Source organism: Wolbachia endosymbiont (group A) of Apoderus coryli, assembly GCF_947251615.1.
Lineage (GTDB): Bacteria > Pseudomonadota > Alphaproteobacteria > Rickettsiales > Anaplasmataceae > Wolbachia.
This window is the reverse complement of sequence record NZ_OX366367.1, coordinates 1,325,728-1,339,533: the sequence shown is the minus strand read 5'-3', so window position 1 is coordinate 1,339,533 and position 13,806 is coordinate 1,325,728. Positions and strand designations below refer to the sequence as shown.

Annotated in this window: 11 protein-coding genes, 1 tRNA gene and 2 pseudogenes; 8 read left to right on the top strand and 6 right to left on the bottom strand. The window is 35.4% G+C overall.

The window, feature by feature from the left end; translation table 11 throughout:
* Nucleotides 1-40: 40 nt before the first annotated feature.
* On the top strand, nt 41-199 hold the full coding sequence (locus OPR43_RS06930) for a hypothetical protein (protein WP_265026097.1): 159 nt from the start codon (nt 41-43) through the stop codon (nt 197-199).
* Nucleotides 200-416: 217 nt separating this feature from the next.
* Here OPR43_RS06930 and OPR43_RS06925 read toward each other — a convergent pair whose 3' ends face one another.
* A complete protein-coding gene (locus OPR43_RS06925) occupies nt 417-602 on the bottom strand; it encodes a hypothetical protein (RefSeq protein ID WP_265034653.1) in 186 nt (61 codons plus the stop codon).
* Nucleotides 603-636: 34 nt separating this feature from the next.
* Here OPR43_RS06925 and OPR43_RS08555 point away from each other — a divergent pair.
* Nucleotides 637-1,538 (top strand): annotated as a pseudogene (locus OPR43_RS08555) (IS5 family transposase).
* Between the two features lie 57 nt (nt 1,539-1,595).
* Here OPR43_RS08555 and OPR43_RS06905 read toward each other — a convergent pair.
* Nucleotides 1,596-1,787, bottom strand: a complete 192-nt coding sequence (locus OPR43_RS06905; RefSeq protein ID WP_265026092.1) for a hypothetical protein — start codon at nt 1,785-1,787, stop codon at nt 1,596-1,598.
* A gap of 6 nt (nt 1,788-1,793) precedes the next feature.
* Nucleotides 1,794-2,276, bottom strand: coding sequence for an NADH-quinone oxidoreductase subunit NuoI (gene nuoI, locus OPR43_RS06900; RefSeq protein WP_265035700.1), 483 nt, complete (start codon nt 2,274-2,276; stop codon nt 1,794-1,796).
* A 222-nt stretch (nt 2,277-2,498) separates the two neighbouring features.
* On the opposite strand from nuoI, the gene mnmE reads away from it, so the two are divergent.
* The 3 genes from mnmE (at nt 2,499) to OPR43_RS06885 (ending at nt 5,362) form a co-directional block, all read left to right on the top strand.
* On the top strand, nt 2,499-4,034 hold the full coding sequence (gene mnmE / locus OPR43_RS06895) for a tRNA uridine-5-carboxymethylaminomethyl(34) synthesis GTPase MnmE (protein WP_265034651.1): 1,536 nt from the start codon (nt 2,499-2,501) through the stop codon (nt 4,032-4,034).
* Between the two features lie 47 nt (nt 4,035-4,081).
* Nucleotides 4,082-4,169 (top strand) — tRNA-Ser (locus OPR43_RS06890).
* Nucleotides 4,170-4,345: 176 nt separating this feature from the next.
* Nucleotides 4,346-5,362, top strand: a complete 1,017-nt coding sequence (locus OPR43_RS06885; protein WP_265034650.1) for an NAD(P)/FAD-dependent oxidoreductase — start codon at nt 4,346-4,348, stop codon at nt 5,360-5,362.
* A 584-nt stretch (nt 5,363-5,946) separates the two neighbouring features.
* On the opposite strand, the gene OPR43_RS06880 is transcribed toward OPR43_RS06885, so the two are convergent.
* The gene (locus OPR43_RS06880) at nt 5,947-6,093 is read right to left on the bottom strand and encodes a hypothetical protein (protein ID WP_265034649.1); all 147 of its coding nucleotides are present in this window, start codon (nt 6,091-6,093) and stop codon (nt 5,947-5,949) included.
* Between the two features lie 116 nt (nt 6,094-6,209).
* Nucleotides 6,210-6,323, bottom strand: a pseudogene (locus OPR43_RS06875) (WPE palindromic element domain-containing protein); the annotation flags it as partial.
* A 685-nt stretch (nt 6,324-7,008) separates the two neighbouring features.
* Between OPR43_RS06875 and topA the strand changes: the two are divergent.
* The gene (gene topA / locus OPR43_RS06870) at nt 7,009-9,459 is read left to right on the top strand and encodes a type I DNA topoisomerase (protein WP_265034647.1); all 2,451 of its coding nucleotides are present in this window, start codon (nt 7,009-7,011) and stop codon (nt 9,457-9,459) included.
* A 138-nt stretch (nt 9,460-9,597) separates the two neighbouring features.
* Nucleotides 9,598-11,100 (top strand): ankyrin repeat domain-containing protein, encoded by a 1,503-nt coding sequence (locus OPR43_RS06865; RefSeq protein WP_265034646.1) that lies wholly within the window; start codon nt 9,598-9,600, stop codon nt 11,098-11,100.
* Nucleotides 11,101-11,247: 147 nt separating this feature from the next.
* Here the strand turns inward: OPR43_RS06865 and trhO are convergent, their stop codons facing one another.
* Entirely contained in the window at nt 11,248-12,075 is an 828-nt protein-coding gene (gene trhO / locus OPR43_RS06860) for an oxygen-dependent tRNA uridine(34) hydroxylase TrhO (protein ID WP_265034645.1), read from the bottom strand.
* A gap of 129 nt (nt 12,076-12,204) precedes the next feature.
* Here trhO and OPR43_RS06855 point away from each other — a divergent pair, with 129 nt between their 5' ends.
* Nucleotides 12,205-13,803: an ABC transporter permease gene (locus OPR43_RS06855; protein ID WP_265034644.1), complete on the top strand. Its 1,599-nt coding sequence runs from the start codon at nt 12,205-12,207 to the stop codon at nt 13,801-13,803.
* Nucleotides 13,804-13,806 lie beyond the last annotated feature (3 nt).

The window sequence follows — 13,806 nt, the reverse complement described above, 5'->3', positions numbered from 1 at the left end:
TATAGCTACTATCCTATCCACGCTGCACAAATATTGTAGTTTGAGAGCAATTTCCGCTAGGGAAGGGTGTCATCCAAGTAGCCTCTTCTTGTCATTCCAGTGCTTGACACTGGAATGGCTTTGTTGCATCGCTAGCTATGATGGATTAAAGATAAAAAAGATAGAGAATATCAGTAGCTTATTATTCTGGTATTTATAACAAGAACGGTCAGTGAATACCTAAATTTGAGTAAAAGAAATTTCACTACCACTCACTAATCCGGCTAAAATTCAAGAATTTCAATGCTTTAGCTATTTTCAATAGAATTAAATTTATTAATACAAATAACAAATTACTATTCTTAAATTTGATCAGATTGATTGCAAAAAAACAAGATTTTCTATAGGTTGCTTACAATCCTAACTATGTTAGCCTTTCATAGGTAGCGATACAACAAAGCCCACTGGAATCCAGGAATTTTGATTATAAGTAAGCATACTGAGCTGATGACTAAAGGTAGCTGTTTTATGCTAAAACAAACGTTTTTGATACAGAAGCTGGATCCCAGTGGGCTTTGTTGCATAGCAACTGAAAAAATCTGGTGGCTACTGACAAAATTCATTATAAAATAGCCATTTAACCTTTGAAGAAAAAATATGCCACAGAAAATGAAAGTCAGTAACCAAAACGAATATAACAAATTCCTTGAAAAAAGGGGAAATATTTTTCGTTACATCGATGAAGCTATCGAAAATTGGTATGAAATTGGGCCAAAAATGCAGGGCGGCAACTATATTTATAGTGATAAAGTGGTGATTTTGATACATATAACAACCCATCTATTCAGAATAGGTTTGAGTAGGATTTTTAGAGGGATACATTGAACAAATAGGAAAAAATTTGCAGCTATTCACAAGCATCAAAAGAAACTTAATATTAAGATCAATGATTGCAGAGTTGATAAAAATAATATGGAAGATATCGAAATTGCCATAGATAGCACAAGCATTAGCATTTATAACCTGGCCACAGCAAGGAAAATAGCGAAAATAGAAAGTATCGCAGCTATGAACAAGTAAAGAAACTACACGTAATGTTGAATATAAACAGCAAAAAAGCCATAGCTGCAAAATACAGTAACGGTCTGATCACTATGGAGCTTGCGATTTGCTTAAAGAAGTTCATGCCATAAAAGCACTATATGCAGACAGAGCATATGACAGACATAAACTCTATAAATTGTATGATGAATGCGGCATAAAGACAAAAATTCCTCCAAAAAACGATGCAGCAGAGCATCCAAAGTATGGCAGAGAGAAATGCTGCAATTAGACTAATAAAGTCATACAGCGAAGATGGAATGAAGAGGTGGAAAAGGCAAACAAACTACGGAAAAAGATCTTATGTAGAAAGTTTTTTCTCGCGACTGAAACAAACATTCGGGTTTAATTTTCGGAACAAATCTGAAATTAACCGTGGGAAGGAACTGCTACTCAAGTGTTATTTGCTGAATAAATTTATCGAAATAGGCGTGCCTAAGTTTGAAATGGCTACATAAGTTTTTCCTGATCTATCCAATACAAGGTGCTATGCAACAAAGCCATCCCAGTGTCAGCTACTTGGATGACACCATTTGCTGCACATTCAGGTTAAAACGTTCGCACAATTGTGTGCTTGACACTGGTCCTTTTTTCCAGATTCCAGCGTCATGTGCTGCCAAAAGGTAGGCTGTTAGTCTTTCACTTAAATCACAGTTGTACAAGAGATCTATTACATACTTGCTGTAAGAAATTTTAATTGTTGACATACCTAGTTAATAACAAGGTCTATTCTTTTTTAACCTGAGTGCAATTGCGTCTTCCCAAACTTCACCATTATGCAATAACTTTTCTTTATTGTACATTAGCTCCTCTCTTGTTTCAGTAGCAAATTCAAAGTTAGGACCCTCCACAATTGCATCAACTGGACATGCCTCTTGGCAAAGTCCGCAGTATATGCATTTTGTCATATCAATATCATAGCGCGTGGTACGGCGACTACCGTCTTCTCTTTCCTCTGCTTCAATCACTATTGCTTGAGCAGGGCAGATAACTTCGCATAATTTACAAGCTATGCATCGTTCTTCACCGTTTGAATACCTACGCAACGCATGCTCACCACGAAACCTTGGACTTAGAGGACCCTTCTCCATAGGATATCTCAACGTAACCTTTGGTTTGAACATATATTTCAATGTAATAGCAAACCCTTTAATTAACTCTACAAAAGACCAATACCAAGCTAATTTCTTGAGCATAAAATATTTAAAACTTGTGTCAGTCATTATAAATCATATTATCAGTTTTCAAAATAAATATTTTCACCTGGGTGACTTTTACAGCTTTTCTATATAATACATTCACTAGTATGATAGTACTGCATAAATATAAACTAGCAAGATAGATAAAAATTTTGAATATTTTCAAATTAGGTATTTTGGTTTCTTAAGTGTAATATTGCTAAGTAGTTTATATAAATAATGACAAACACAAATGAAACTATTTTCGCTTTATCGACCGTATTTGGTAAGTCAGGAGTTGCAGTAATTAGAATTTCAGGCAACTACGCGCTTAAAGCTTTAAATCATTTTCATATTAAGAAAGAAATTAAACCAAGATTTGCTACTTTAGTTGATCTATATGATGATTCCAATCAATTGATAGATAATGGAATAATCATCTATTTCCCTGCTCCAAACAGTTTCACTGGCGAGGACGTTATAGAGTTACAAGTGCATGGAAGCAAGGCAGTCATAAAAATCATCTTGGAGGAATTATCGAAAATTTTTGTTATGGCCAGACCAGGAGAATTCTCACTTAGGGCTTTTCTAAATGGTAAATTTGACTTAACGCAAATAGAAGGGATTGCAGACTTAATTGATGCTGAGACGAAAATGCAAGCTAAACAAGCGATTAAGCAGATATCAGGAGAATTGGAGAGACTATACAGCAATTGGAGGCAAAGATTAATAACGATACAATCCAAAATCGAAGCATATATAGACTTTCCAGAGGACATTTGGGCAGAAAAAAGTGAATTGGAAAAAATTAATAATGAAGTGCAATCTCTCGTGCAGTTGATACAAGAGCATTTAAATGATAATAGACGGGGCGAAAGGTTGCGTGAGGGTTTACATATTGTAATAACTGGTGAACCAAATGTCGGTAAATCAACTCTGTTTAATTTCTTAGCCAAGCGTGATATTGCTATTGTTTCTGAATATGCAGGCACAACAAGAGATATACTTGAAGCTCATATTGACATTGGCGGATACCCAATCATTCTCTCTGATACTGCTGGAATTCGTGAGAGTTCAGATCCAATAGAATCAGAAGGTATAAGTCGAGCGAAAAAGAGGTCTTTTGAAGCTGATTTAAGAATAGAACTATTTCCTTTTGAACAACGACACGATGTCAATTATCAAGCCACAGGCAATATACCATCTGTCGTTGACACACAACTATGCAAATATTGTAATCAACAAACGGTGTCATCCCAGTGCGTGACACTGGGATCCAGATATAAAAATACTTGCAAATTATGCAATAGACAATGGATTCTAGAAACATGTGCTGAAAACAATGTTCATGATGAGATAAGCTGGATTCCAGTGTCAGCTACTTGCATGACATCAGACCAAAATGACACCATTTATGTTCTGAGCAAAGCTGACGATGTTATCAATAATCACAATATAAAAATTAATGGCATAGATCTTTTACCCATTTCTATTCTAAAGGGAATAGGTACAAACAAGTTGATCTCTCTCATAAAAGAGAAGGCAGAGGAAAAATTTGGGCATGATAGAGACACTCCTGTGATTACTCGGCAAAGACATAGGAGTCACATGCAGAAAGCACTGGAACATTTACAACGTTTTAATATCGATAATCCAATTGAATTAATATCTGAAGATTTGAGGCTTGCTGCATTTGAACTTGGTGCGGTGATTGGAATTATTGATGTTGAGGAAATATTGGACAGTATATTTAGCAACTTTTGCGTGGGCAAGTAAAGCTTTTATAGATTGCTTAAAATCAAATGTTGTGATAGAAAAGAAATGGACGGATGGCCGAGCGGTTTAAGGCACCAGTCTTGAAAACTGACGTACGTGATGAGCGTACCATGGGTTCGAATCCCATTCCGTCCGCACGCTACTTTTAGCATCCCACTATGTTAGCTGATTTTTAGAGCTTATTTGGACTATGTGGTTTGTAACGCTGGAAATCTTATCTGATCTAGCCACATTTTTAAAAATACATCCCTTTGTAAATTGACCTTATTAGCGAAGAAAGCTAATATCTATAAATAGATTACCATCTGAATATGAAAACCGATATAGTAATAATAGGTGCAGGGCCTGTTGGAATATTCACTGCTTTTCAAGCGGGAATGCTTGATATGGGATGTCATATAATAGATGTTTTGGATCAAGCAGGAGGACAATGCACAGCTCTTTACCCAGAAAAGCCAATATACGATATACCTGGTTATCCTGTAATTACTGCCCAAAAATTAATTGAGCAGCTAATGGAGCAAGCTTCGCCATTTAAGCCTATTTACCATTTAAGTCAAAAAGTAGAAAAGATTTCGAATAACTGCGATCAAAGCTTTATTATCATAACTAATACAGGCACAGAGGTAAAATGTAAGGCTGTTATTGTTGCTGCAGGTAACGGAATGTTTGAACCTAACCGTCCACCCTTAAGTGGTATATTAGAATATGAAAATAAATCTGTATTTTACAGTGTAAATAAAATTTCTGATTTTCAGGACAAAACTATAGTCATTGCAGGGGGGGGTGATTCTGCAGCTGATTGGACTGTAGAACTTTCTAAAGTTGCAAAGAAAATTTATGTGATACATAGAAGAAAGGAATTTCGCTGCACTCCTGAAATTAGAAATAAATTAGAATCACTTGAAAATGATGGAAAGATAGAACTGGTAGTGCCATATCAATTACACGAACTAGCAGGAGGTAATGGGCAGTTGAGCGCAGTGATAGTAAAAAACATTGCCTCTAAGGAAGAAAAAGAAATATCCGCTGATTTTTTGCTGCCATTTTTTGGATTGTCAATGAATCTTGGTCCAATAAACAATTGGGGTATAGAGTTAGAACATAGCCGCATAGTTGTTGATCCGACTACCTTAAAAACCAGTAGAGATAGGATATATGCAATCGGAGATATAGCTACTTATTCAGGCAAACTAAAGTTAATATTAAGTGGTTTTGCTGAGAGTGCCATGGCTTGTTATGACATATACAAAGTAATCCACAACTCTCCAGTCAATTTTCAATACTCGACTTCAAAAGGAATTCACGGGAAAGAAAAACTTGCTTGACACCCTTCGCCAGCCCCCTTATCATGGTAGTGGAGGTATTCATTTATCTTCAATCTGTGCAGATTAAACGACAACAGTATTACGTAATTGGCGTCTTATTTTTAATTTTTTGCACTATGCGCACCCTACGTCTTCACAACATTTCTGGGTTTTTACCTATATAAGCTGAAACGCGCTTATAAAGCGTTTAAGACAGTATAGCACGCCAATTTGCAGGATTAGAGAGTGACAACTAGCTAATACGGGATATCTTTTGCCTTTTTTTCTGCTTAGTAAATTTCTTAAACATTCAAACTAAGGTGAGTTGCATTTAAAAGCAGCTAAATTGCAGTGTTTAAGACTTAAAAAACGCCAATGTTCTAAAATAGATATTAATCGGGGCTTCTTTTGCCTTTTTTTTCATTTGGTAAATTTCTTAATGTTTGTGGCTAACATGAAGCTAAGTACGAACTTTGTTAAACACAACAAATGGTGTCATCCCAGTGCTCCTTTTTTTGTCATCCCAGTGCCCAGACACTGGGATCCAGTTGAGCTATTTCAACAAAAATACTGCATTTTGAGATGAACGTTTATTTTCACCAGACTTATTTACAAGCATAACAATTAAAGTCTGGATTCCAGACTGGAATGACATCATAGGGGCGCTGGGATGACACCATTCTTTTTCCTGGATCCCAGTGTCGGCTACTTGGATGATACCATTCTTTTTCCTGGATCCCAGTGTCAAGCACTGGGATGACAGGGGAGGGAGGCTACTTGGATGACAGGAGAAGGCACTAGCCTGACAACCGTCATCCCGCTACTCGTTAGCGGCTAAGAGATACCGCGGCGGTATGACGTAGATTGCTGTCATTCCAGTGCTTGGCACTGGAATCCAGCCTTTATTATGCAGCCACTTGGTTGAAATTAAGTCTTCTGGATCCCAGTGTCTGGGCACTGGGATGACACCATCATAAAGGAACCAGTGTCAGCTACTCGGATGACACCGTCATAAAGGAACCAGTGTCAGCTACTTGGATGACAGGGGAAGGTATTAGGATGACACCCTGACAACCGTCATCCCGCTACTTGTTAGCGGGATCTATGCTAAGCTTACTATTACCCACAAATAAAAACATAGTATTGTATTTACTCAAATAATTTAATTTTATTAACCTGAAAGCTTATTGGATTAAAATTATTAAACTAAGAGTTATAATTTTAGCAACTAAAAGCTGTAAATTGCACCATATAAACAATTATTTCAAGCAAAAGTTATGCCATTAAGAGCTATGCAACAAACATTTATATTTGTGGGTAATAGTAAGATGCTAAGAGATACCGCGGCGGCATGACAAGAAAGGAGTAGCAGGATGACAGAGAGTAATGCAAGAAAATAATTGGGTTTTTTGTAATGCTACAGAGTTCAGTGTTTTCTATAAATTTTCACGTAATTTGTTAGCAAAATTGACAGTTGCTGAAATACTGGGTAGAATGTTTACATAAATGAGCCTTCAAAGTCACTTGAAAATAGCAACGTCCAAGGGGTTTCTAAAACCCGTGAATAATCACTTTGTAAAATTCACAAGACCTATTAAAATATTTTTTTACTTTTCATCGTATATTTCTCAACATATTATCTTTAAAGTACTAAAATAATTAACAACATGGCATTATTAATAGTTGAATCACCTGCGAAAGCAAAGACAATAGGTAAATATTTGGGTAAAGAGTTCAAAGTAGCTGCATCCTTTGGACATGTGAGGGATCTTCCAGCAAAAAACGGTTCTGTCGATCCGGATAATGATTTTGTTATAAAGTATGAAATCATTGAAAAAGCAGAAAAATATATAAAAGAGTTAGTAAAAGCCGCAAGCAAAACATCAGATATATATCTTGCAACAGACCCAGACAGAGAAGGGGAAGCAATGGCTTGGCATGTGATAGAAACATTAAAAGAAAAGAAAGCAATCAATGATGAAAGCAACATTCATAGAGTAGTCTTTAATGAGATAACAAAGAGAGCAGTACAAGAGGCTATAAAAAATCCACGTGAAATAAATATGGACTTAGTGCGCGCACAGCAAACACGCAGAGCTTTGGATTATCTAGTTGGATTTAGTTTGTCACCACTGCTGTGGACGAAATTGTCGGGAAGCAAGTCTGCAGGACGCGTGCAGTCTGTTGCATTAAAGCTTATATGCGAACGAGAAGATGAAATCAGTAAGTTTATAACACAGGAGTATTGGAGCATAAAGGCAGAAATGCAAAATAGCAAAGATGAGGCTTTTTTTGCTATGCTAAGCCACTATGACAATAAAAAGCTAGAAAAATTTGATATTAAGAATGAAGAAGAAGCAAAGAACTTAGTTAGGGAGATTGAGTCAAGGCAATATGCTGTAAGCACAGTAGAACGCAAGCAAGTTAAGAGAAACCCGCTTCCTCCGTTTATTACTTCAAGTCTTCAGCAAGATGCAGTGAATAAACTGTATTTTAATGTGAAAAGTGTTATGCGCATAGCGCAAAATTTATATGAAGGTATCGATATTGGTGGTGAAACTGTAGGGTTGATAACTTACATGCGTACAGATGGGTTTCATATTGCAGATGAGGCTATAAACTCAATTAGAGGGTCAATTAAGTCATTATATGGTGATAAATATTTACCGCAGTCTCCTCGTAAATATGTAAAAAAGGTCAAAAATGCTCAAGAAGCACATGAAGCAATTCGTCCAACTGATATCAACAGAACGCCGGGTAGTATTAAGGATTACTTAACGCCAGAGCAATTTAAATTGTACGATTTAATCTGGAAAAGAACCATTGCAAGTCAGATGGAATCGGCGATCCTTGATCAAGTGGTAGTTGAAATTAGTTCTACTGACCAGAAAGTAATTCTGCGAGCAAGTGGATCAAGTATATTCTTTGATGGTTTTTATAGAGTCTACCAAGATAACATAGAAGCCGAAAATGAAGGCCTGCTACCTGTCATGAAAAAAGGGGAAGCGTGTAAGCTGATTTCAGTTGAGCCAAAACAGCACTTTACTCAACCGCCACCTCGTTATAGTGAAGCAAGTATCGTAAAAAAAATGGAAGAAATCGGTATAGGCCGCCCATCAACTTATGCAACAATTATTTCGGTATTACAAGATCGTGAGTACGTTTCATTGGATAGCAAAAGGTTTATTCCAAGCAGTCGTGGTAAAATCGTTACTATATTTTTAGAAACCTTTTTTCAGCGTTGTATAGAGTATGATTTCACAGCACAAATGGAAGAAAAGCTTGATTTAATCTCAAATGGACATGCAGATTGGAAAAAAGAATTAGGCCACTTTTGGGTGCCATTTTTTGGTCATGTAAACTCTGTCAAGCAAATGACGCATGATGAAGTTTTTAGCGGCATTCACGATTTGGTAGTCGATTGGTTTTGTTCAGAAGAAGGAAGAAAAGAGGTGAATACGAAATGTCCTATTTGCTCTGATGGCATATTGAAATTGAACTTCGGGCGCGCGGGGGTATTTCTTGGATGTTCTAACTATCCTGAATGCAACCATACAAAAGAAATTACAGGTAGTAACGACAATTCAGAATATCCAAAAAGTTTAGGTGTAGATGATATAACAGGACAAGAGGTAGTAATTAAAAAAGGTCCTTTTGGGCTTTACCTGCAGTTTAATAATGAGTCAGAAAAGAAAAAAGCGGTTTCTATACCAAAAGATATAAATGTTAATGAGATTGATCTGAATACCGCTACTCAGTTACTTTCCTTGCCAAAAGTAATTGGAGAACACCCTGAAACCGGAAAGGAAGTAAAAATAGGCCTTGGACGATTTGGATACTATATTTTCTATGATGGTAAATACTTTTCTCTTAAGAAAAGCTCCAAAGAGGTGCTGAATACAGAATTGAGCGAAGCTGTACAAATTATTGCAAACAGTCCACGCAAAGAACTAAAGTCTCTCGGGGTTAATGAAAAGGGAAAAGAAGTTTTCATCTGCAACGGTAGGTACGGATTCTATATAAAATGCGGTAAAACAAACGTTGCTTTGGGCAAGAGTGCAGATATTGAAAGCATAGATTTGAAGAAGGCTTTAGAGTTGATTAAGGGTAAGAAGTAAATACTTAAAAGGTATATATTTATAACTTTTTTATAAATAAAATAAGTTGAGGTATTGTATCTTATAATTGAAAAAAATACTTGTAAGTTCTATTTTTAGTACATACATTAGCATTTTTATAATTTACGGAATAAAATTATGTTAAATAATATTGAACATTATGATTTATACAAAATTTTTGAGGAATATCGTGAAAATAATGATGGGCTAGCAGACTATGAGCGTTTAATAGGTGAGTATATTGAGAAGGCGGTTGAAAAAGGTAATAATTGCTTTGAAGAAAGTGGTCTGCTTTGCCCGATAACAGGAGAACTAATATTGGAGCCTGTTAGAATAATATATGATGATGATTCAAAGTCGCGAAATGTGTTTGAGTACCATGAGCTTTTAAAGTGGTGGAAAAAAGAAGGGGGTAACGCAACAGACCCATGTACCAGAAGACCTATAAAAGATCTTTGTATAGATGAGGAAATAAGACGAACAATAAAGGATAAATTATGGAAGTGCTTCGATGAATATTATTATGAGTTACTGGGTAATGAAAAAAGAGGTATTAATGAGGCAATAAGCTTTCTAAAGTTAATGCGATTTATTGAGTGTGGTGATTACTATCAGGTGTTACAATGTCTTAATGATGGTGTTAATATTAATGCTCAAAACAATAATAATCAAACCCCATTACACATGGCTTCCTTAAAAGGTATGGCTAGTATAGTAAAACTTCTTTTAGAGAGAGGTGCTAAAATCAATATCCAGGATAATCAAGGTGAAACTGCATTACACTATGCTTCTTATTATAGTCACTACGCTACAGTAGAAATTCTTTTAAAGAAAGGTGCTAAAATCAATACCCAGGGTAATCTGGGTAAAACTGCATTACATCATGCTGCTTTTGCTAATAATGTTGGTATGATTAAATTTCTTCTGGAGGCAGGAGCCAAAGCTAATGCGAAAGATAATTTTGATAGAACACCACTTTCCTTTACTGACAATAAGGAAATGATTACTTTACTTAGAAATAAACAAATTATTGAGTCGGTTGTTGAGGGTAATGATAATCAGGTGTTACGGTGTCTTAATGATGGTGCTGATGTTAATGCTAAAAACGATAATAAGAAAGCCATATTACACATGGCTTCCTTAAGAGGTATGACTAGTATAGTAGAACTTCTTTTGAAGAATGGTGTTGACATTAATACCAAGAATAATCAAGGCAACACTGCATTGCACTTTGCTTCTTATCTTAGTAATAATACTATAGTAACATTCCCTTTGAAGAGGGAAGCTAAGGCTGATGTTAAGGATAATAAAGGTGAAACTACATTACACTTTGCTTTTTATAATAACTATAGTGCTATAGTAGAACTTCTTTTGGAAAATGGTGCTGACATTAATATCCAGGATCATCTGGGCAGAACTGCATTACATTATGTCACTTCTGCTAATAATGCTGATATGGTTGAACTTCTTCTGAAGGCAGGAGCCGAAGCTAATATAAAGGATAATGATGGTAGAAAACCATCTTCTTTTACTAAAAATAAAGAAATAATAGGTTTATTTGAAAATCCACCAGCTAGATGCCTTTCTGATGTTATGGTTAGCTGTCTTTCAACGCCCCCTTCTGTTTTTTGTGGAAAGTAACATGGATTGATGTATCAGTCAATAGATGTACTTCAGGTTATTTAATTTGCTATAGCTAAAGTGACTTAGGTTTACCTATAATTTGAAAAACAAAAATTCGTCATTCCGCTACTTGTTAGCGCCGCGGCGGTATGACGTAGAGAGATCTTATTTATTATAGCTATAACACTGAAGTTTACAATCAGAACAAACCACCTGGCCGCGTGGAATTGACTTCAGCTTGTCCGTTGAAACTTGATTTGAGCAGAGTATGCATTTTATTGTGTTGCTTGGAGTAAGTGAGTTATCAACAGCAATTCTATCATCAAAAACAAAACACTCACCTTTCCAATTACCATTTTTATTATAAGTTTTTTCAAGGTAAGAAAGAATGCCGCCTTTCAGGTGGTACACATCGTTAAATCCAAGACTTTTCATATATGCTGTTGATTTTTCACATCTAATTCCACCAGTGCAGTACATAGCCACTTTCAGGTCTTTACTCTCAGAAAATGACTCTGCCCACTGAGGAAACTCACGGAAACATTGTGTATGTGGATTAATTGCATTTTTAAACTTGCCTAATTTCACTTCATACTCATTTCGTGTATCTATTACTAAAACGTCAGGTTGAGAAGTAAAATCATCCCAATGCTCTGGATCAACATATTTACCCTTAAGGGAAATATCAAGATTGCTTACACCAAGATTCACAATCTCTCTTTTTAATTTTACCTTCATCTTACTAAAAGGTTGATATTTTGCTGCACTCTCTTTCCACGTAAGATCTTTCAGTCTGTAATCAAAACGTAGAAAATCAAATATTTCATCAATCGCGTTTCTTTTACCAGATATTGTTGCATTAACACCCTCTTCTGCAAGGAGTATAGTGCCCTTTAATTCAACGTTGTCGCATGCAGTTTTTATTTCGTCTTTCATGTCATAATAATTAGAAAGTTCTACAAAATGATAGAAAGTTGCAATGATGAAGCTCATGGTTACTAATCTATAAACTTAAAATATAATATATGAGATTATCAAGATATTCAATAGATCGGCTGTTAATTACTGGATATCTTCAGTTTTTACATATAACATTTTAATATTAAATATAGATTCAAATTAATGTTTTTAAGAGTATTTAAAAATATATTCTTATTTCTAGTAAGTATATTATTTGTCTGCCCAATATTATCATTAATATCAATTCTATTTACAGATACAGCGAATTCCGGATGGGTAATCAGCACACTTTTTCCTGAATATATACTGAGTACGTTAATTTTGATGATAGGAGTGGGGGGGATATCCTTCATATTTGGAGTAATTCCAGCTTGGCTCACCACATTTTTTTCATTCCCTGGAAGTAAAATTTTTGAGATTGCTTTATTCTTTCCGATATCGATTCCTGGATATATAGTAGCGTTCGTCTATGTAAATACGCTAGAGTTTTCAGGTCCGGTGCAAAGCTCATTAAGAGACATTTTAGATTGGAGCAAAGGTGACTATTGGTTTCCTGAAATAAAATCTCTAGGTGGTGGAATATTAGTGATGGGATTTAGCCTATATCCATACGTTTATATGTTAGTCCGCTCAAGTCTAAAGAATGTTAGTAACTCAGTCACTATTGCATCAACACTTGGTTTTTCCTCATTAAGGAGCTTACTTTTTGTCATTATACCCTCCATACGCCCATCAATTATAGCTGGGTTATCCTTGGTACTAATGGAAGTAATTACGGATTTCGGCACACCACAGTTTCTTGCTATTGATACTTTCACGACAGGAATATATCGCACCTGGTTTTTACTGCATGACAAATATTCAACTACTGTTTTAGCAGTTGCAGAATTGATTTTCGTTGCAACACTAATAGCTATCGAAAAAAAACTACAAAAAAAAGGAATATCCTACTCTTCAATCAATACCAATTCAGATTATCACAATAAACGGAGTATAAGTGGCGCTATACCGTTGATCTTTGCTTATCTTATGTGTGTATTGCCGATATTAATAGGTTTTATTTTGCCAATGATTCCGCTCATATATTGGAGCATAGAGAAGGGGTTTTTCATATACGAAGCAAGATTTTATAACATAATAGCAAATAGCGTTAGTTTATCATTTATCACCGCATTAATCTCAATTAGCATTGCAATAATGATTGGATATACGGCGCGTAAAAATAAGGTAATCAACAATATAGCGCGTCTCATTTCTCTGGGCTATGCGATTCCAAATGCAATTATCGCAATTAGTATAATAATATTTTTAAGCAAAATATCCTCTTTCATTACTCAATATATTGTGGAAATTAGCTTAGTAGGAACTATTGGTGCTTTAATTTACTCATATTTATTTCGTTTTTTTGCTATATCTTTCAAGGCAGTAGAATCAGGGCTCAAAAAAACACCAAATGAAATTGAGTGGACTGCATATACCATGGGTCATGGGCCTATTTCCACATGTTTGAATGTTCATATCCCTCTCATCAAGAAGAGTATATTATCGGGATTTTTGCTCGTATTTATGGATACTATCAAAGAGCTCACAGCAACACTCATTATAAGACCATTTAATTTTGAAACTATATCAACTAGAATATATGAACTTGTAAGCGATGAGCGTTATAGAGAAGCTGCACCATTTTCGTTAATGATAGTTATAATAGGATTAATTTCTACAGTCATCTTATTTAAACTTGATGATAAGGATAAAAAATAAACT